The organism is Deltaproteobacteria bacterium (assembly GCA_013151235.1).
Taxonomy (GTDB): Bacteria; CG2-30-53-67; CG2-30-53-67; order CG2-30-53-67; family CG2-30-53-67; genus JAADIO01.
This window is the reverse complement of the sequence record JAADIO010000035.1, coordinates 63,107-82,567: the sequence shown is the minus strand read 5'-3', so window position 1 is coordinate 82,567 and position 19,461 is coordinate 63,107. Positions and strand designations below refer to the sequence as shown.

Here is a 19,461-nt window from a genome sequence, read left to right as displayed (position 1 = left end):
TCCAGAATGCCAGTAGCATGATCCCGAAATGAAGGTATGAATATTTCATGATGTTGCACCTCTTTCCATGATTGTGTCATTTCCGTCTTTCGATTTTAGATGATCGTTTCGTTTTGCACAACCGGAGTGAAAAGCGCCGTCCCGGATCAACCGGGACGCTACAGGTTTTGTGGACGATTTCCATTCCTTCATGATCTTCATGTCCTTCATGGCGCATGCTTTTCCCCGTGACTCCCCGAGTTCCCCGTGGTTTAATGCTTTTGCTTTTTGCCCTTGATCTTGCCTTTCCCTTGTCCTGTTTTCCTCTGCGCCCTCGGCGTCTGCGGTGAATGCTTTTGCCTTATCCCCTGTGTCTGCCCATCTGCAGAACGAAGAGAAGTAACATCCCCAGAAACTCCGGCAAAAAGATCATCGTGGAAAGGGAAAGGACCGGTTTCAGGAAGAGGATCCGTTCGATGATCAATCCCCCGAGAATGATCAGGGAGACGAAGGCGACCATAGCGGGGGCGGTCTTGGTCTGGCGGGGGAGGAGGAGAAAGAAGGGAGCGACGAAGAAGGCCCCGATCACGGAGCAGGAGAGCGCCAACCAGGGGGTGCCGCTGACCCGGTCGACCAGGTAGAGTACCTCTTCCGGAAGGTTCCCGTACCAGATGACCAGGAACTGGGTGAAGAAGAGCCCGCCCCAGAGGATGGAGAAGCCGAAGGTCAGTGTTGCGATGTCCCGTAGAAATTCCTTTGCTTTTCCGTCATGGCGTACTTCCCCCCTGAAACGGATCCCGTACAGGATCCCCGCCACGGCGATGCCGCAGTAAATCGCTTCCACGAAGAAGTAGGGACCGAACAGAGTGCTGTACCAGGGATCGTCGAGCGGCATGACCCAGTCGTAGGCGACCATCGACTGGGCGAGGACGAAGGCGAAGAGGTAGAGGACGGCGGCGGTGTTCGTCTTTCCATCGTTGCGGCGGCTCCGGGCGGCATAATGAATGGCAGCGGCGAGGGTGATCAGAAGGATGATGATGTTGCGAATGAGAAAAAAGGGTCGATTCAGCCATCGACCGGGGTGTGAAGACCAGGAATAGAGATCGAGCCTGAGTCCCAGGATCAAAAAGAGGAACAGCAGCAGGAAGAGCAAGGGAGCCGGCGAGAGGAGTTCCCTTTTCAGGGTGACGATCCACCGGGCATGAACGAGGTCGCAGATCGCGGCCACGGCGATGCACCCCTCCACGACGGCGGTCCAGAAGACCAGTGTGAGGAGGAGTGAACTTCCGTTCCCGCGGAAGGGACCGAGTTCGAGGAAGGCGATGCCCCCGGCAACGATCCCTGTCAGGAGGTAGAGAAGGGGAGAATCGGGTTGGCTTCGGCTCATTGGTTTCCCTCCCGGATGGTGATGATGAAGCGGTTTCCAGCTTCGGGGAGGGGGGCGAAGAGCCGTCCGATCTTCGGCAGGATGGAGACGAAAAGGAAGCCTGCAAAAGCGGCGACGGACCCGAAGAGAATCGTCAGGATGTAGGCGATGAGGAGGAAGGGGGGGATCGAGATCAGCGGTTTCCCCCCGGTGATCATCGGCCAGCTTAAGACGGTGTAGATCGTCAGTCCGAATCCCGCGGCAAATCCGGTTACCGCCCCGATGAGGGTGAAGTAGCGAACCGGGCCGGGTCTGCGCCCCAGGATCTTTTCCACTTCATGGACCGGGTAGGGATACTGCGCATCGATCTTGTCCGCCGGGACCCCCCCGTTGATCAGATCTTTCAACTTCCGGACAAAGTCTTCCCGGTTATTCAGAATGATTTTTTGTGCCATCACTGCGCTCCTTGATCTCGGTAATGGAGAGGACGGGAAGGGTCTTGAGAAAGATCAGGTAGGCCGAGAAGAAGAGGCCGAACCCGCCCAGGGTGATTCCGACTTCCACGAGACTGGGGTGATAGGTGCCCCAGGCGTAGGGGGTGTAGTCCCGCGCCAGGCTGCTGACGATAATGACGAACCGTTCCAGCCACATCCCGACATTGACCAGGAGAGAGAGGATGAACAGGAAGATGATGTTTCGCCGCAGTCGTTTTATGAAGAGGGTTAGCGGCAGGATCGAGTTACAGAGGATCATGGTCCAGAAGAGAGGGCTGTAGTCGCCGAAGGCCCGGTAGCGGAATGCCTCGATCTCGAAGGGGTTCTTCCCGTAGACCGCGAGGGCCGGTTCCACGATGTAGGCATAGGTAACGATCAACGAGGTGAAGAGGAGGATCTTGGCGATCGATTCGATGTGATCGACGGTGATGTATTTCTCCAGGGAGAGGACCTTCCGCATGGGGACGACGAGGGTGATGACCATGGCCGTCCCCGAGAAGATCGCCCCGGCCACGAAGTAGGGGGCGAAGATCGTGGTGTGCCATCCGGGGAGGATGCTCATGGCGAAGTCCCACGATACGATGGAGTGGACCGAGGCCACCAGTGGCGTGGCGAAGGCGGCGAGAAAGAGGTAGAGCTGCTCGTAGTTTCTCCATTCACCGAGTCTGCCTTCCCATCCGAGGGAGAGGACCTGGTAGATCCGGCTGCGTATGCCGGTAAAGCGGCGGCGCATGATGGCGAGATCGGGGATCATTCCGACGTAGAAGAAGATCAGGCTCACCGTCAGGTAGGTGCTGATGGCGAAGACGTCCCATACGAGGGGAGACCGGAAGTTGGGCCAGATCATCCGCTGGCTGGGATACGGAAGGAGGTAGTAGAAGACCCAGGTCCGCCCGAGATGGATCAGGGGGAAGAGGCCGGCCACCATCAGGGCGAAGACGGTCATCGCCTCGGCCGCCCGGTTGAAGCTGGTCCGGAACTTTGCGCGGAAGAGAAAGAGTACGGCGGAAATCAGTGTCCCGGAGTGTGCAATCCCGACCCAGAAAACGAAATTGGTGATATAGACTCCCCACGCTACGGGATGGGAGATCCCGGCCACGCCGAGGCCGGTCTTCAACTGGTGTCCCCAGAAGAGCATCCCCACGATAAAAACCGACCCGCAGAAGAAGAGGGCGATCCAGTAGAGTGCCCCCGGTCTCTTCATGGCCGAGAGAATTTCCCTTTCGATCCGTTCGTTTCTCTGCATCGATTTTTCCATGGCTCTCTTCCTGTCGTCAGACCTTCCGCAGGTAGTAGACCGCCGGTTCCGTGCCGAGTTCATCAAAGACCCGGTAGGCCCGGCCGGAATGGGCCAGCCGGTGGACCCGGCTCTTCCGGTCGAGGAGGTTCCCGAAGGTGATCGCCCCGGCGGGGCAGCTCTCTCCGCAGGCGGGGATTACCTCCCCGTCCCTGATTTTTCTCTTCCTGTCCTTTGCGGTGTCGTGTCCCTTCCGGATCCGCTGGATGCAGAAGGAACACTTCTCCATGACCCCCTTCCACCGGACGAAGATCTCCGGGTTGATCATCCGGTCGAGAGGCGGTTCCCACCGGTGTTCGAACCAGTTGAAGCGGCGAACCTTGTAGGGGCAGTTGTTGGAACAGTAGCGGGTTCCCACGCAGCGGTTATAGACCTGCACGTTCAGTCCCTCGGGATTGTGGTAGGCCGCATAGACCGGACAAACCGTCTCGCAGGGGGCGTCGTCGCACTGCTGGCACATCATTGGAAGGAATTCGGCCCTGCCGTCATTGTAATAGGGCTCGATCCGGAGCCAGGACATCTCCCGCCCCTTTAAATGTTCCGCCCGTCCGACGATGGGGACATTGTTTTCGACGTAGCAGGCAGCCACGCAGGCGGCGCAGCCTGTGCAGCGGTCGAGATCGACGGCCATGGCCCAGCGGTACCCGGCGTATTCCTGTGGAGGATAGAGGCTGATCCGTTCGTGGTGATGGATCTCCTTCATGGGGATCAGCCCCCGTCCGTGTTGTGAAGTCGACCCGGAGAGGACCGGAATCCGCACAGGACCCCCGGTTTTTTCAAGGAACATTTTTTTAGAGACTTGAAGGATTTCCCCTGTCTCCGGACTCCCCGGCAGGGGGGCGCTTTCGAAAAGATCCCGCTGGACGACGAGTACCCCCTCCGGCAGGCCCGGCTGAACCTTTGCCGCAAGCGTCATCTTTCCGCCGGGGGTCTTAAGGACAATCCTGTCCTTATCAGTAAGGCCGGCTGAAGTGGCCGTCCGCTCTCCGATGGAGGCCCATTTTCCGTAGGTGATTGTCGTCAGGGGGTCGGGGACCTCGTAGAGAAGGGAGAGGGGCCGGCTCCGTCCATCGAAGGTCCGGATCGACGGAGTGACGATCAATACCTGTCCTTCAAGAGATTGCGGGCTTTTCTGAAACGTAGACGATGAGAGAGTGGAGAGATCGAGAAATGTCTCTCTTTCCGGGAGGGGGATCTTTCGATATCCTTGCTGCATGAATGCCTCCGTCCCTTCAGCACCGAAAAGGCTGTGCCATGCCGACCGAAGGATCTCCGCGTAATCTGTTTTCAGCGGGCGCCCCAGGATTCTGTCCTGAAGTTGAAGAAGAATCTCCGCTTCCGGGAAAGTGTCGTATTGCTTGCGCAAAGCGGGCCGGATCAGCGAATGGATTCCCCGCTGCGGTTCGGCGTCTCCCCACGACTCGAGGGGGTGCGACAATGGCAGGATCAGGTCGGCCTCTTTTGCGGTCTCGTCCATCAGGTCGGTGAACGCGACGACGAGGTCGGCTTTTGCAAGTTTCTCCGGGAAGTGATACTCCTGCGCCATGGCATGGATGGGATTTGCCCGGGAAAGGAAGAGGACGCCGATTCTGTTTTGCTCCAGCTCGTCCATGAGAACCATCAGGTCCGAGAAGGTTCCCAGCGAACCGTAGTTTTCCGTGCGGGAAAAATCGATAGTCCCTTCTTCGTTCATCGACAAACTCCACTGGATCAGAACGGTCAAAAGGGCGGTCTGCAATCCGTCGCCGTGCCCGGTAGAAACCCCGCCGGTGATCAGGAGGGGTTGTTTCGCCTCCGCAAAGTGGTTGACTATCCGGAGGATTTGTTCCCGGGCAAGGCCGGTTCTTCGGGTGGTTTCCCGGAGTGTGAGGGCTGGAAGGAAGGAAAGGATCCGCTCAGTATCCGGTGAGGGGTTTATCTTTTTTCCAAGAATGGAGCGGAGGAGAAAACGGAGGAGGACCGGCTCGCTTCCGGGATGCAGGGTGAGGCGATTCGTTGCGTTCATCCCCGTGAGGGACACATGGGGTTCGATGTGTGTCCAGGTAAAGGATGCATCTTCCTTCCGGTCGGCAACCTGCCCGGCAAAGGAGACGGGAGTGATGAAGGTCTCCAGGATATCGGCGCCCAGAGTCAGAAGAAAATCAGCCTTTTTAATCCGGTACCCGGGAAGGTCGGAGGTACCGAAGAGCCTTCCATAGGCCGTGCGGAGGGCACCGTGGGAGTAGGGTTCGAACTCGGGGGCTCTTTCGATGCCGGCGGTTTTGCAGAATTTATCGATCATCGTGACGAGGGTCCCCGTGGTTCTGCCGGAAAGATAGAGATGTTTCTTTTTCCCAGGTCCGCGCAGGGCGGTAGTGATTTGCTCCAGGGCCTTCTCCCAGGGGATCGGTTGAAAATCGCCGCCCGCATCCCTGATCAGTGGGGTGCGGATCCGGTCGGGATGGTAGAGGCGGAAAAGGGCGGCCTGCCCCCGCATGCAGAGGGCTCCATGATTGACGGGATGACCGGGATTCCCTTCCAGCTTCCGGGGAAAACCGTCAATGGTTTTTACCCGGAGACCGCAGTGTGCCGGGCATTCCGTACAAGTTGAAGGGGTGAAGACCGCCTCGCCGGGGATGACCCCCTCTTCGGGCGGGACGAGGTAGGAGATCAGCTTTTCCGGCTCGCCCTTCTTCCCGCAGGCGGAAAGCATGGAGGCGCTCGACAGGGCGCCTGCGGCCTTTAAAAAATCACGTCGTTTCATCATTAATCACCGCCCGTTCGTTGCGCTCACTCAAGACGCAGAGCACGCAAAGGAAGACAGGAAAAATTCTTTGTCTTTTCTCTGAGTCTCTGCGGTGAGATCATCTTTTTGTGTTTTTTATTTTTCATCTATTTATGACAGGTCGCGCAATCCCGCGGCGCCCCCTTGCTTTTGTGGCAGGTGACACAGAACCCCATTTTCAGGGAGCGGACCCGCCGGACCCGCTTCATGGCCCGGACCTCACCGTGACAGGCGGAACAGTCGATCCCCGCCTTGATGTGACGTTTGTGGGTGAAATAGACAAAAGGGGGGACCTTGTAGATCCGGTTCCAGGCGATCGGTTCTCCCCGCTCATAGTAGCCGGTCAGTTTGACGATCTCCGGCCGGTCCACCGCAATGTTTTTGTGGCACGACATGCAGACCGAAATCGGCGGCACGGTCGCCTGTTTCCCGCGTCGCACATAAAGATGGCAGAAGTTGCAGGGAAGCCCCAGCCGGCCTGCGTGGATGGTATGGGGAAAGGCGATCGGCTGTTCGGGCGAGAGATTCATCCGGCTCCATCCCACACCCAGTCCGGTCGCAAGGAGCAGAAAGATTCCGAAATAGCCTGTGATCAGGAGCTGCAGGATCCGGATCATCATTGCCCGCCCCCTGTTTTTTCAAGAAGGAAGTACGCCACGGCGTTGATCTCCTCCTCTTTGAGGCCGAGTTTCGGCATGGCCGGGTAGCCGGGGTTGCGCTGGACCGGGGTACGGATGAAGGACTTCAGTTCTTCAATCTTTCCCCGGTACTTCGGGATCACGTTGTTGTAAGGAGGCCCCACCAGCCGGGTGTCGAAACGGTGACAGGCGGAACAGGTCCTGTTGTAGATCGCCTCGCCGGCGGCATAGAGGGCGTTCTTTTGTTCAACGGGCGCCGGTACCGCAACTTGTTTCTCTACCGCCGTTACTTGCTGCAGCAGGGCCATCTTTTCTGTCGTGGCTTGCTCCCGGCCGAGATCGTCGAGGGTGACCGTTGCCGTTAAACTGAGAAGGACCAGGACGAGGACCACCGTGCCGGTGCGCGGATGATCCCTGCGGAAAGATTCTATCAGGATCATCCCGGCTCCCCAGGAGAGGAGAAGGGCGGTGCCTCCCAGGAGATAGTCCGCTCTTCGCAGGGCCGCCACCGGGAGGGTATACAGGTCGGCGGTGACAAAGGGCGCCAGAAAAAGGAGTGCAGCCAGTGTGATTCCCCGTGCGGTATTCCGGATGCGGCCGTCCGCCTCTGTTGCCCTTGCGTTTTGAAGAAGCCGGGCCCCGGTGATGGCCAGTGCGAGAAGAAGATAGAGGGTGATCCGGGCGCAGTTGTTCCAGGTCGGAAAGAAGGTCAGAGGCCGATCCGAGTACCGCCACAGCTCCGTGTTCATGTAACTTCCCGTCTGGACAATGACCATCAGGTAGCAGAGAAGGAGCAGCGCCGTCCCGCCTGCTCCGGTTAAAAGACGCCCGGCAGTGGAGAAATGTCCGGAAGAAGTCTGTAGCCCGTAGAGGAGGAGAAGGATCGATGCGGAAAAGGCGAGGAGCAGGATCCCGGGCCAGAGGTTTGAGCCCAATTTCAGAGTCAGGTGAAAAAGGGAAGTTGAAATCAGTCCGGCCGTCAAGAGTGGAAGAAGGATCAGGAGCATCAGGGAACAGGGATTGAAGAGGGACGCTTCCATGAGATGCTGTGAGAGAGTGCGGGAAAAGGATGCCGTTCCCTTCGGGTCGGACAGAAATGCGGTGACGGAAAGAATCGATCCTCCGAGAGCAAGTCCGGCTGTGGCGAAGAAGGTGAGTGTTGCTCCGAACAGGATATAACGAATAATCTGCCAAAAGGCCGGAGAAGAGTGAAGAATCAGTTTCCCGAGAAGCTCCGTCATAAACCATCTCTCAACGATTGTGCGATCCTTATGTGTCTTCGTCCGTTTAAAGAAAATACAGGGATCAAACGAAAGCCGTGAGGATTATGAGGAGTACTATAAAGTAGATGTGTGAATTTTGCAACTGCATGAAAACCACACCGGGTGATCTTCGGGGGACAGAGAATCCGGCAGGGGAGAGGATCTATTGCCGTATGACCTCCACCGGGCTGTAGTGAAAGGCCGGGCCGCCCCCCATATCGGCCTCTTCATCGGAGACGAGGGCGTTGATCCCGATGTTGTCTTGCATCGACTTGGGCCACCAGACCGATTCGGCGACAACCACCCCTCGCCCCGTTTCTCCTGTGACCCGGGCGGGAAGGGAACATTCTCCTTCATCGTTGAAAAGACGGATCGGATCTCCGTTATGAATCCCGCGTGCTTCCGCATCGTCGGGATGGATCCAGAGGGACGGTTCCTTCTCCAGAATACGGATCGATTCGATGCCGCTGAAGGTGCTGTTCAGAAAGTGATGCGCCGGCGGGGTTATGAGGATCAGGGGATAGCGTGTCCGTTCCTCCGGCTCCGGCGGCCGGTAGTCCGGCAGGGGGGGAAGGCCGGACTTTTTCATCGATTCCGAATAGAACTCGAATTTTCCCGAGGGGGTAAAGAACCCGTTTTCGAAGGGATTGCCGCCGCGGTCAACGTTCAGACGGGCGAACCCTTTCTCCTTCAGGAGAGCAAGGTTAATACCGTTTCGAAAAGACGATGGAGGAGCGATCAGTTCTTCGATGATTTCGTCGGTGGTGCGTGAAAAGAAGGGGTCCGTAAAACCGAATCGGTCGGCCAGAAGACGAAAGAGTTCCCGGTTCGATTTTGACTCTCCCACGGGAGGCAGGGCCGAGGCGGCATACTGCAGGTAGCAGTGGCCGTAGCTCTTATAGAGGTCGGTATGTTCCAGAAAGGTGGTGGCCGGAAGCACGAGGTCTGCGTAATCTACGGTATCCGTCCGGACCTGTTCATGAACGATGGTGAAAAGGTCCTCCCGGCGGAGTCCTTCCATCACCTTGCCCTGCCGCGGTGCTGTTGCCGCCGGGTTGGAGTGATAGATAAAGAGCCCCTTGACCGGGGGTCCCTGCGGCTCCGTGAGGATTCGACCAAGATGAATCATATTGAAGGTCCTGGGGGTTCGACCGGCCAGTAGTGCTTCTCCCTGTACCGCCTCCATGTCGAGTTCAAAATAGGATCCGGTCATGAGGGTGATCCCCCCGCCCCGTTTTGCAAAGGCTCCCGTCAGGGCCGGGAGACAGGCCACGCTCCGGATCGCCATTCCGCCTCCCCGTTGCCGGGACATTCCCATGCCGAGGCGTATGAAGGGGGCGTCGGCCTCCCCGTAGGATTGAGCCAGATCCCGGATTTCTGTTTCCGTCAGGCCGGTGATTTTTGCCGTTCGCCGCGGGGGAAAATCCCGTACTTGATCTCGGAGGGCATCGAACCCGAGGGTCATCCCGTCAATATAATTCCGGTCGATCCATCCCTCTGCGATCAGGAGATGCATGATCCCGAGGGCCAGGGCCGTGTCGGTCCCCGGTTTCAGCATGAGGTGCCGGTCGGCCATTTTCGCCGTCCGGTTCCGGTACGGATCGATGACGATGAGGGGGGCGCCTTTGGACCGGGCCGCCTTTACGAAGGGGAGGATATGCAAATTCGTGGAGGCGGCATTAATTCCCCAAAGGAGGATCAGGTCGGAATCCGCCATCCCTTCGGGATCGTGGCTGATCCCGCGTCCTGCGGCATAGTCCCATCCAGCCTCGGCCGTGCTGGAGCAGATCGTCCGATCGAGGCGGCTCGCACCCAGTTTGTAAAAGAAAGGATGCCCGGCGTTTCGCTGGATCAGTCCCATCGTCCCCGAATAGGAGTAGGGAAGGATCGCCTCGGCGCCGTATCGGTCAATGATTGCCTGAAAGCGGTCATGAATTTCGTCGAGGGCGTCGTCCCAGGAGATCGGCTCGAAGGTGCCTGAACCCTTCGGACCGGTCCGCCGCAGCGGGGTCATGATTCGCCCGGGGGAGTAGATCTTTTCCGGGTAACGGCGCATCTTGCCGCAGATATAGCCCTGCGTGTAGGGGTGGGCCGGGTTCCCCGCGAGAGAGACGACCCGTCCCTGCTCGATGTTGACGATCAGGCCGCAGGTGTCGGGACAGTCGAGGGGACAGACGGAGAGATGTCGAACGTTTGCGGTCATGGTGCGGGATCACTCCTTCTTGTTTTCTCTTTATGTTTGCGGCAGTTCATCCGTGCTCTCCCCCCCTTTTTTCTTCCCCTGCCGGAGAAAGGGGGTCAGAAGATCGATCGGGATTGGAAAGAGAATCGTGGAGTTGTTTTCCGTACCGATCTCACTTAGGGTCTGGAGGTAGCGGAGTTGGAGGGCGATCGGGTGTTTTTCGATGATGATGGATGCGTCGGAAAGTTTTGTGGCCGCCTGATACTCCCCTTCGGCATGGATCACCTTGTAGCGCCGTTCCCGCTCGGCTTCGGCCTGCCGGGCCATGGCCCGCTGCATCTCCTGGGGCAGATCTATATGCTTGACCTCGACGAGCGAGACCTTGATTCCCCATGCGTCGGTTTGCTTGTCGAGGACATGCTGAAGTTCATGGTTGATCTTGTCCCGTTCCGAGAGGATCTCGTCGAGCTCCGCTTGTCCCATGATGCTCCGGAGCGTGGTCTGGGCCAACTGGGAGGTAGCGTAGAGATAGTCTTCTACCTCGATGATTGCCTTGTCCGCCTGGAGGACCCGGAAGTAAAGGACGGCATTAACCTTCATGGAAACGTTGTCCCGGGTGATGACATCCTGGGGATCAACATCCATGGTGACGGTCCGGAGGGAGACGCGGACCATCCGGTCGATCAAAGGGATCAGGACGATTAATCCCGGTCCCTTGACGGCGTGGAAACGTCCCAGCCGAAAGACCACGGCCCGGTCGTATTCCCGGACGACCTTGATGATGGAAAAGAGGACAAAGGCGATGATGACAATCAAGGGGAGCATTTGCATGATCATGATGGGTCTCCTTTTCGGGTTTCTATGGCTCTTTCCGCCGTACCTTGAGGACCAGTCCCTGAAGGCCGGTCACCTCTATATTCGTTCCCTTCTCGATCCGTTCGAAGGCGACGGCCTGCCACAGTTCGCTGTGGAGGAAGACCGTTCCCTCCGGGTCGAGATCGGTCTCCGCCTTGCCTGTTTCGCCGATGAGGGCCTCCGGTCCGGAGGCATGCTTCTTCCTGTGGACCTTGACGGCCAAGCCGACGATCATCAGGAAAAAGAGAGCGGTGAGCGCCACGGTCGGAAGAATGACGGAAAGGGAGATCCGGAGGAAAGGAAGGGGCGATTCAATCAGCATGAAAGAACCTAAGGTCATGGCGACAATCCCTCCGATTGCAAGAACTCCGTGACTGATGACCAGTGCCTCCGCCACGAAGAGGATGAGCGCAAGAAGAATCAGGAGAAGTCCCGCGTAGTTGATCGGCAGGGACTGGAATGCGTAGAAGGCAAGGATCAGGCTGATCCCCCCGACCACGCCGGGAAGGATGGCGCCGGGATTGGCGATCTCGAAAAAGAGACCGTAGAAACCGAGGATCATCAGGATGTAGGCGACGTTCGGATTGGAGAGGGTATCCAGGATGTGGTACCGCATGCCCCGGTGGATCTCGCGGACCTTGATCCCTCTTGTGTCCAGCGTATATGGCTTTCCGTTGACCGTGATCTTCCGGCCGTCGATCTTGGTCAGCAGATCGGGAAGGTCTTTCGCGATGAGATCGATGACGTTCAGTTTCAGGGCGGCCGATGCCGTAATGGAAACGCTCTCCCGGACCGCCTTTTCCGCCCACTCCGCATTCCGTCCGTGCTGTCCTGCCAGGGATCGGATATAGGCGGCAAAATCGTTTTCCACTTTCCGTGCCATCTCTTTTCCCATCGATCCTCCGCCTGCCTTGACGGGATGGGCGGCCCCGATATGAGTTCCCGGCGCCATGGCGGCCACATGGGCGGCCAGGGTAATAAAGACCCCCGCCGATGCGGCCCTCGCTCCGTTGGGGGCCACGTAGACGATCACGGGGATTGTGGCGCTTAACATGGCTTTGACGATCTCCCGCATCGATTCTCCCAACCCGCCCGGTGTGTCGAGTTCCAGAATCAGGCATTCGGCCTGCTCCTTCTCGGTCTTCAGGATGGCCTTTTTGATGAAGTCCATAGCGACGGGATTGATGACACCGTCGATTTCGATGTGGTAGGCGACGCTCTCATCGGAAAACGCAGAAACAGGCAGGAACAGAAATCCTGCTGCGAGGATCAGGACGCATAGGAAGTTTTTCATGAAACCTCCTGAAAGTGAGCAAAACTTTTCAGCCGCTGTATGCATTCCATTTTATACTGCAAATCCCTTTGTTTGTCTATTCCATTATGTTTCTGTTGACTTCACAACGTGACTTTGCAAAGATAAAAAAGAGACCTGTATTTTTCCCCTTCAAAAGAGATTCTGCGCGGGTGAGCCTTTGAAGGTTGACACGGCCAAAAAAATTCCCCTCCGGGGACGCCTGCTTCAGGCGTGGAAGCGCTATCTGACATTCCGCATGGAGCGGATGAAGATGACGGAGCACACCTTCGTGATCCTTGTGGCGATCGTGATCGGGCTCCTCGCGGGGTTCGGGGCGATCGGCGTCCGTTTCATGATCAAGTTCTTCCAGGAAGTTTCTTTCGGGCCGGGTTTAAACATTCTCGATCTTGCGGCCGGACTCCCTTGGTACGAAAAGATCCTGATTCCCGCGGCGGGCGGGCTGATCGTGGGGCCCCTGATCTACTATCTCGCCAAAGAGGCGAAGGGGCACGGGGTCCCGGAGGTCATGGAGGCAGTGGTCATCCGGGATGGTGTGATCCGCCCCCGGGTGGCTTTGATCAAGGCGCTGGCCTCGGCCCTTTCCATCGGGACCGGTGGTTCCGTCGGCAGGGAAGGGCCGGTGGTACAGATCGGCTCCAGTATTGGTTCTACCATCGGCCAGTTGTTCATGGTCTCGGGGAGGCGCCTTCGGACCTTCGTGGCTTGCGGCGCCGCAGCGGGGATTGCCGCTGCATTCAACGCCCCCATCGCCGGGGCGCTCTTTGCCGTGGAGATCATTCTCGGCGATTTCGGACTGACCCGGTTCAGCCCGATCGTGATCTCCTCGGTCATGGCCACGGTTGTTTCCCGCCACTACCTCGGCGATTTTGCCGCTTTCGAAGTTCCTCCCTACCATCTCGTCAGTCCCTATGAATTAATCTTCTATTTCGGCATGGGACTCTTCTGCGGAATTGTTGCTCTCGCCTTTATCCGGGTCCTTTATTACTCCGAATCCGCCTTTGAAAGGATGCCGATCCACGAGGCGCTTCAGCCGGCGGTCGGCGGAATCATGATCGGAATGATCGCGATTGGTTTTCCCCATATCTTCGGGGTCGGCTATGAGACGATCAACCTCGCCCTTCATGGGCAGCTGACCTGGTATTTCCTTTTTCTCCTGATCTTCGTGAAGCTGGTCGCAACGTCGGTTACGCTCGGTTCCGGCGGTTCCGGCGGGATTTTCGCCCCCTCCCTCTTTATCGGGGCCATGTCCGGCGGTTTTTTCGGTTCGGCCGTCCATGCCTTCTTTCCCTCGATGACCGCCGCGGCCGGGGCCTATGCCCTGGTCGGCATGGGGGCCGTGGTCTCCGGGGCGACGCATGCACCAATTACGGCGATCCTGATTATCTTCGAATTGACCAATGATTATAAGATCATCCTGCCGCTCATGATCAGCTGTATCGTCAGTTCGCTTGTGGCCAACAAACTGGAGAAGGAATCGATCTACACCCTGAAACTGGCGCTCCGGGGAATCAATATTTTTCAGGGGAAGGAGATGAATGTCCTCCGAAAGCTGCATGTCCGCGATGTGATTGATACGGTCGAGCCGATTCAGGAAGATCTGCCTTTCCGTCAACTGGTTCACCAGATGGCCGATTCGCGGGAAGGGGTTTTCTATGTTTTCGGGAAGGACCGTCACTTCCTCGGCACGATCAATCTGAAAGACCTTTCCATGATTTTGGGGGATGTTGATGCCCTGAAGGACTTGCTCGTGGCAAAGGACCTGATCTCCACGGAGTTTCCCGTACTTCACCCCGGGGATAACTTGGATCAGGCGATGCACCTTTTCGGCAGAACCGACCTGGCGGAGATCCCCGTCCTGGATGCCGGCGACCCGACCAGGCTCCTGGGGCGGGTCCGGGAAACGGAGGTGATCGAGGCCTATAACCGTGAGATCTTCAAACAGGATACCCTGGCGGAGATCCGGGAGGGAATGGATCGAGTCGGCGGCAACGGGATGGAGACCCTGTCCAATGGTTTTGCCTTGATCGAGATGAAGGCGCCCGCTTCTTTTGTTGGGAAAAATCTGCAGGAGCTGGCCCTGCGTCGGCGTTACGGCGTACAGGTCTATCTGATAAAGAAACCGGAGAAGACGCATGGAAGGGGAGGGGATATGCCGGATGTGATGCCGAAACCGGATACCGTCATCGAAAGGGAGGATCTGCTGCTGATGGCGGGACCGGAAGAGACTCTGCGGAGATTAAAAAACCTCTGATCCGTCTTGACAGAATGTCATTCTCTGATATCTTTAAAAAAAACGATTCCGGATGAAGGCTATTTATATGGAGGGGGTATGAAGGAGCGGCGGACAGGTTTGGACCGAAGATCCGGCGTCGACCGGCGTAGCGGCATTGATCGAAGAACCTACTCTGAAAACGGGTTCTATACGCCAAGCAGGAAGCTTTACGACCGGAGGACGGTGGTTCGTCGGCAGCGGGAACGCCGCAGTGAAGTTTCCGGCTGAGGGATTAAAAGGTTTTCCGGATTTTCGCCCGACCGGGGGCGGAACGGATCTTTTCTTCCATCCATAAACTATTTGGGGTACACCTGGTGGGGGGGCAGAATTTTGAACTTGCCGATCCCTTCCTCCGCTTCGACTTTTTTGAAGAATTCGCAGGTCATGCAGGAGAGATGTTTAACTGCATATGATCCCTGAACCTTCCCGCCGCAGAAGGTACCGGCCACGGCCCAGCAGATCCGGCCGCCGTTTTTCCCGCCGTTGATTCCGTCACTAAAACTGTCCGATGCCCCCGGACAGACACCCATCTCGTTTGTTTTGTCGCCTCCCTCTTCCCGGCCGCATTTCTTGATCTCCCAACAGTTGAGTTTCTCCGCCATGGTTTCCTCTCCTCCGTTGATTGACTGCCATTGCCGATTGCCGTGAAATCATTGATGTCGGCCGGTATCTGTTCCAGAGCAACTCTCTTTCCTTATAAGTTCATTTTAACCGGCACAGGTGAAATCGGGCAAGTTTTTTTTGGAGGGGAAGGAAGAATATGGGAGGAATTCCGTCCTGTCTGATTCCCGGGTGTACAGGGAAACAATTTGTTGACAGTGTGGAAAAAGTGTCTATAATAACTTTCGATTTTCAATGATTCTTCGCGGTTGATTGCATCGCGGATGCGGATGGACAGACCATGATGCCGACCGGGGATCTTGCCGTGTTTTTTCGCGAGAGTGGCGAAACGGGTATACGCACTAGATTTAGGATCTAGCCCGCAATGCGGTTGGGGGTTCGAGTCCCCCCTCTCGCACCAGTTGCATACATGGACAGTCCGGGTGTAGCTGGGGAACGCAGAGGAAGGTCGGCGTAAGAGAATCCATGGGGTCTCCCGCGAAGAGGAAATACGTATCGGTCAGAACCGGATGATTCCGGTTCATGAGGAAAGGATGGAAACCGGAATGGTGAATGAGGAAGCAGGGGATTTTTCATACAAGCTCGAAGATGTAAGTCCCACCAAAAAAGAGTTGACGGTAGAGGTTTCGGCGGATGAAATTTCTACGGTTCTGGAAAAAAGCTATCGAACCTTTCAAAAGAAAGTGAAACTTCCGGGCTTTCGTGCGGGAAAGGTTCCGATTCGGATGGTTCGCCAACGTTTCGGCCGGGATGTGGAAGAGGATCTTGTGCAACGGCTCTTGCCGAGTTATTTTGACAAGGCCGTCACGAAGGCGAAGATCCAGCCCGTGGATCTGCCGGTTATTCGGAGTGTTCATTTGAAGGAAGGCGACCCTTTTCATTTTGAGGCAACGGTTTATGTGCTGCCGGAATTTGATGTCCGGGATTATCTCGGTATTCCGGTCCCTGACCGGAAGGTGGAAGAAGCGGATGGGGTTGTGAAAAGAGTCTTGGAGACGATGCGTGACGGGCATGCGGAACTGTCATCTTACGAAGATGAAACCCACGCTGCGGCGAAGGGGGATGTGGTGGAAGCGGATTTCGAGGGGACCATCGACGGGGAACCCTTTCCCGGAGGAAAGGTTGAAAACCATCTTCTGGAACTGGGAACCGGCAAAATGATCCCCGGCTTTGAAGAGGGCATCATCGGAATGAAAAAGGGGGAGGAAAAGGAGCTGACGCTTACCTTTCCCGAAGATTATGGAGAGGAAAAAATTTCCGGGAAGGAGGCGGTTTTCAAGATTGCCGTCAAGGATATTAAAGAGAAACGGCTGCCGGAACTGGACGATGAGTTTGCCAAAGATATGGGGGAAGAGTTTGAAACGCTGGATGAACTGAAAGAGAAGATTCGGGAGAAATACCGGGAACAGGAAGAGATGAAACGAAAAGAGGATCTTCGTAAGAATCTGAAGGAGGAAATTATTCGGAGGAATCCGGTGGAGGTTCCGGAGGTTATGGTGGCTCGTCAGAAACATTCCCTGATGGAACGATTCGGACTTCTCGAAGGGACCTCGGAGCCGGACCTGGAGCCGGAAAAAGATATGTGGCTGGAAAAACAAGCGCTTCAGGACGTGACCTGGAGTCTGATCAGTGAGAAGATTGCCGAGAAAGAAGGGATCACCCTTTCGGAAGCGGAAATGGAAGCGGCCCTTGAAGAAGAGGCCATGAAAAATTCCATGACCAAGGAAGCATTGCTGGAGTTTTACAATATTAAGATGGGTTCCATTGAACCCTTACGCATGGGGCTTTTAGACGAAAAGGTTCTTGACTTTCTGCTCGAAAATGCTAAAGTTACAGATAAGGGGAGTCCCGAGGAAAAGGAATAAAACAGCTCGAAACTCCCCTCCTTTTTTATGATCTTTCCTTCTCTTGAATTTCCCAAAGGAGCGATGGAATGACCCTGATCCCGATGGTGGTTGAACAGACTGCGCGAGGCGAGCGTGCCTATGATATTTACTCCCGCCTGCTGAAGGACCGGATTGTTTTTGTGGGGACAGCCATTGATGATTATGTCTCCAACCTGATTATTGCCCAGCTCCTTTTTCTGGAAGCCGATGATCCGGACAAGGATATCAACCTCTATATCAACTCGCCGGGGGGGGTTGTGACCTCCGGTCTGGCCATCTATGATACCATGCAGTACATCAAGCCGAAGGTCTCCACAATCTGTATCGGTCAGGCGGCCAGCATGGGGGCACTTCTGCTTGCGGCCGGTGAGGCAGGAAAACGGTATGCTCTTCCTCATGCCCGCGTCATGATCCACCAACCCCTGGGCGGGTTCCAGGGGCAGGCATCCGATGTGGAGATTCATGCCCGGGAGATGCTCAAGGTCAAGGAGACCCTGAATGAGATCCTCTCCCGGCATACGGGACAGACAATCAAGAAAGTCCAGAAGGATACGGACCGGGATTATTTTATGGACGGGAAGGAAGCCAGGGAGTACGGATTGATCGATGAAGTGATCGTGCAGCGCAATCCGGCAGAAGAGACAAAAACGAGTTAGACCGTCGGGGAGTATGGAATGAAAAAGAATAAGGGCTCGGAAAACCTCCGCTGTTCTTTCTGTGGGAAGAGTCAGGAAGATGTCAAGAAGCTGATTGCCGGGCATACCGTCTATATCTGTGATGAATGTATCAACCTCTGTAACGAGATCTTGGCGGAGGACAAGCAGGTCAAGAAGGTGGATAAGTTCGAGAAGATCCCGGAGCCCCGGTTGATCAAAAGAATTCTCGATGACTACGTGATCGGTCAGTCCCGGGCCAAAAAGATTCTTTCCGTCGCCGTACACAATCATTACAAACGGCTTGCTTCGAGGGTACAGCTTGGGGATGTGGAACTGCAGAAGAGCAATATCCTTCTCATCGGTCCGACCGGATGTGGGAAAACACTTCTGGCCCAGACCCTGGCCCGGATCCTCGATGTCCCCTTTGCCATTGTGGATGCCACGACCCTGACGGAGGCGGGCTATGTCGGAGAGGATGTGGAAAACATTATTCTGAAGCTCCTCCAGAGTGCTGACTACGATGTGGAACGTGCGCAGCAGGGGATTATCTATATCGATGAGATCGATAAGATTGCCCGGAAGACGGAGAATCCCTCAATTACCCGGGATGTCTCCGGAGAGGGGGTTCAGCAGGCCCTCCTGAAGATCATTGAAGGGACGACGGCGAATGTCCCCCCCCAGGGAGGACGGAAACACCCCCATCAGGAATTCCTCCAGGTCGACACGACCAATATTCTCTTTGTCTGCGGCGGTGCCTTTGTGGGACTTGATAAGGTGATTGAGAACCGGATCGGCGAGAAATCGATGGGCTTCGGGGCGAAGGTGGAAAGCCGGAAAGAGAAACCGATCGGAGAAATTCTGTGCCAGGTGGAGCCGCAAGACCTCCTGAAGAATGGTCTGATCCCTGAATTCGTCGGCCGTTTTCCCGTCTATGCCGCCCTGGATGAACTGGACGAGTCCGCCCTCGTCCGGATTCTGACCGAACCGAAGAATGCATTGGTCAAGCAGTACCAGAAATTCTTCGAGTTTGAAGGAGTCTCCCTGAAGTTTTCCGATGAAGCCCTGACGGCCGTTGCCGGAATCGCCCAGAAACGGAAGACCGGTGCCAGGGGATTGAAGGCGGTCCTGGAAAATGTCATGCTTGACGTGATGTACGATCTTCCTTCTCAGGTGAATGTCAAGGAATGTGTCGTCTCCGAAGAGGCGGTCAAGGGGGAGGAACAGCCGTTGCTCATTTATGAGCAGAAGGAGTCCGCCTGAAGATTCATGCCGCCGAGTTTGTTGTCTCCGCAGTACACAAGAAAGACTATCCACCGCAGAAGATTCCGCAGATTGCCTTTGCCGGACGTTCCAATGTGGGGAAATCCTCTCTTATCAACACACTGTTGAACCGGAAACGGCTCGTCAAGACCAGTTCCCGGCCCGGCCGGACTCAGACTATCAATTTTTTCCGGATTAATGGAACCTTTCATTTTGTCGATCTGCCGGGGTACGGCTTTGCAAAAGTGCCGGCGTCCGTCCGGCAGGGGTTCGGGCCGATGGTGGAGCGTTACCTGGAACGGAATCCTCTTCTGGCCGCTGTCGTTCATATTGTTGATGTACGGCACCCACCTGCCGCTTCGGACAAGGTCATGCGGGAATATCTGCTCTATCATCGGATCCCTGTATTGACTGTAGCCACCAAATCGGATAAACTCTCCCGGCAGAAGAATTTCAAACAGGCTTCGATGATTCGCTTCGGTCTCGGCATCCCGAAGGAGGAACCGCTGGTACTCTTTTCGGCTGCTGATTCCAACGGGAAAGATCAAGTTTGGGAGTGCTTGCAAGAGTTCCTGAAAACCGGCGGCGCCGAAAAGGAGAAGAAAAAATGAAAT

16 protein-coding genes and 1 tRNA gene are annotated in these 19,461 nt (G+C 56.2%); 7 read left to right on the top strand and 10 right to left on the bottom strand.

Annotation, left to right across the window (positions count from 1 at the left end):
- Positions 1 to 340: 340 nt before the first annotated feature.
- The 9 genes from GXP58_07280 to GXP58_07240 all read right to left on the bottom strand — a co-directional run bounded on the left by GXP58_07280 (position 341) and on the right by GXP58_07240 (position 12,131).
- Positions 341 to 1,366, bottom strand: coding sequence for a hypothetical protein (locus GXP58_07280; protein NOY53410.1), 1,026 nt, complete (start codon positions 1,364 to 1,366; stop codon positions 341 to 343).
- On the bottom strand, positions 1,363 to 1,800 hold the full coding sequence (locus GXP58_07275; protein NOY53409.1) for a DUF3341 domain-containing protein: 438 nt from the start codon (positions 1,798 to 1,800) through the stop codon (positions 1,363 to 1,365). Before GXP58_07275 ends, GXP58_07280 begins: the two co-directional genes overlap by 4 nt.
- The gene (gene nrfD, locus GXP58_07270; GenBank protein ID NOY53408.1) at positions 1,775 to 3,085 is read right to left on the bottom strand and encodes a polysulfide reductase NrfD; all 1,311 of its coding nucleotides are present in this window, start codon (positions 3,083 to 3,085) and stop codon (positions 1,775 to 1,777) included. The genes GXP58_07275 and nrfD overlap by 26 nt, the downstream gene beginning before the upstream one ends.
- Positions 3,086 to 3,113: 28 nt before the next feature.
- Positions 3,114 to 5,882, bottom strand: coding sequence for a 4Fe-4S dicluster domain-containing protein (locus GXP58_07265; GenBank protein ID NOY53407.1), 2,769 nt, complete (start codon positions 5,880 to 5,882; stop codon positions 3,114 to 3,116).
- A gap of 125 nt (positions 5,883 to 6,007) precedes the next feature.
- Positions 6,008 to 6,520, bottom strand: a complete 513-nt coding sequence (locus GXP58_07260; GenBank protein NOY53406.1) for a cytochrome c3 family protein — start codon at positions 6,518 to 6,520, stop codon at positions 6,008 to 6,010.
- On the bottom strand, positions 6,517 to 7,779 hold the full coding sequence (locus GXP58_07255; protein ID NOY53405.1) for a c-type cytochrome: 1,263 nt from the start codon (positions 7,777 to 7,779) through the stop codon (positions 6,517 to 6,519). The genes GXP58_07260 and GXP58_07255 overlap by 4 nt, the downstream gene beginning before the upstream one ends.
- Positions 7,780 to 7,963: 184 nt before the next feature.
- Complete coding sequence (locus GXP58_07250; GenBank protein NOY53404.1) at positions 7,964 to 10,003, bottom strand: molybdopterin oxidoreductase family protein; 2,040 nt, start codon at positions 10,001 to 10,003, stop codon at positions 7,964 to 7,966.
- Positions 10,004 to 10,033: 30 nt separating this feature from the next.
- Entirely contained in the window at positions 10,034 to 10,813 is a 780-nt protein-coding gene (locus GXP58_07245) for a slipin family protein (GenBank protein ID NOY53403.1), read from the bottom strand.
- A gap of 28 nt (positions 10,814 to 10,841) precedes the next feature.
- Complete coding sequence (locus tag GXP58_07240; protein ID NOY53402.1) at positions 10,842 to 12,131, bottom strand: nodulation protein NfeD; 1,290 nt, start codon at positions 12,129 to 12,131, stop codon at positions 10,842 to 10,844.
- Positions 12,132 to 12,309: 178 nt separating this feature from the next.
- Here GXP58_07240 and GXP58_07235 point away from each other — a divergent pair, with 178 nt between their 5' ends.
- Together GXP58_07235 and GXP58_07230 are read left to right on the top strand one after the other, a co-directional pair.
- Positions 12,310 to 14,403 (top strand): CBS domain-containing protein, encoded by a 2,094-nt coding sequence (locus GXP58_07235; GenBank protein ID NOY53401.1) that lies wholly within the window; start codon positions 12,310 to 12,312, stop codon positions 14,401 to 14,403.
- Positions 14,404 to 14,502: 99 nt separating this feature from the next.
- Positions 14,503 to 14,652 (top strand): hypothetical protein, encoded by a 150-nt coding sequence (locus GXP58_07230; GenBank protein NOY53400.1) that lies wholly within the window; start codon positions 14,503 to 14,505, stop codon positions 14,650 to 14,652.
- Positions 14,653 to 14,720: 68 nt separating this feature from the next.
- On the opposite strand, the gene GXP58_07225 is transcribed toward GXP58_07230, so the two are convergent.
- Complete coding sequence (locus GXP58_07225; GenBank protein NOY53399.1) at positions 14,721 to 15,026, bottom strand: hypothetical protein; 306 nt, start codon at positions 15,024 to 15,026, stop codon at positions 14,721 to 14,723.
- Between the two features lie 333 nt (positions 15,027 to 15,359).
- On the opposite strand from GXP58_07225, the gene GXP58_07220 reads away from it, so the two are divergent.
- From GXP58_07220 to GXP58_07200, 5 genes are all read left to right on the top strand, one after another.
- A tRNA-Leu gene (locus GXP58_07220) sits at positions 15,360 to 15,445 on the top strand.
- Between the two features lie 145 nt (positions 15,446 to 15,590).
- A complete protein-coding gene (gene tig / locus GXP58_07215) occupies positions 15,591 to 16,910 on the top strand; it encodes a trigger factor (protein ID NOY53398.1) in 1,320 nt (439 codons plus the stop codon).
- A gap of 68 nt (positions 16,911 to 16,978) precedes the next feature.
- The gene (clpP, locus tag GXP58_07210) at positions 16,979 to 17,587 is read left to right on the top strand and encodes an ATP-dependent Clp endopeptidase proteolytic subunit ClpP (GenBank protein ID NOY53397.1); all 609 of its coding nucleotides are present in this window, start codon (positions 16,979 to 16,981) and stop codon (positions 17,585 to 17,587) included.
- A gap of 18 nt (positions 17,588 to 17,605) precedes the next feature.
- Positions 17,606 to 18,847 carry an ATP-dependent Clp protease ATP-binding subunit ClpX gene (gene clpX, locus GXP58_07205; protein ID NOY53396.1) on the top strand — a complete coding sequence of 414 codons (1,242 nt, stop codon included), beginning with the start codon at positions 17,606 to 17,608 and terminating at the stop codon, positions 18,845 to 18,847.
- The gene (locus GXP58_07200; GenBank protein ID NOY53395.1) at positions 18,844 to 19,458 is read left to right on the top strand and encodes a YihA family ribosome biogenesis GTP-binding protein; all 615 of its coding nucleotides are present in this window, start codon (positions 18,844 to 18,846) and stop codon (positions 19,456 to 19,458) included. Before clpX ends, GXP58_07200 begins: the two co-directional genes overlap by 4 nt.
- Positions 19,459 to 19,461: the final 3 nt, after the last annotated feature.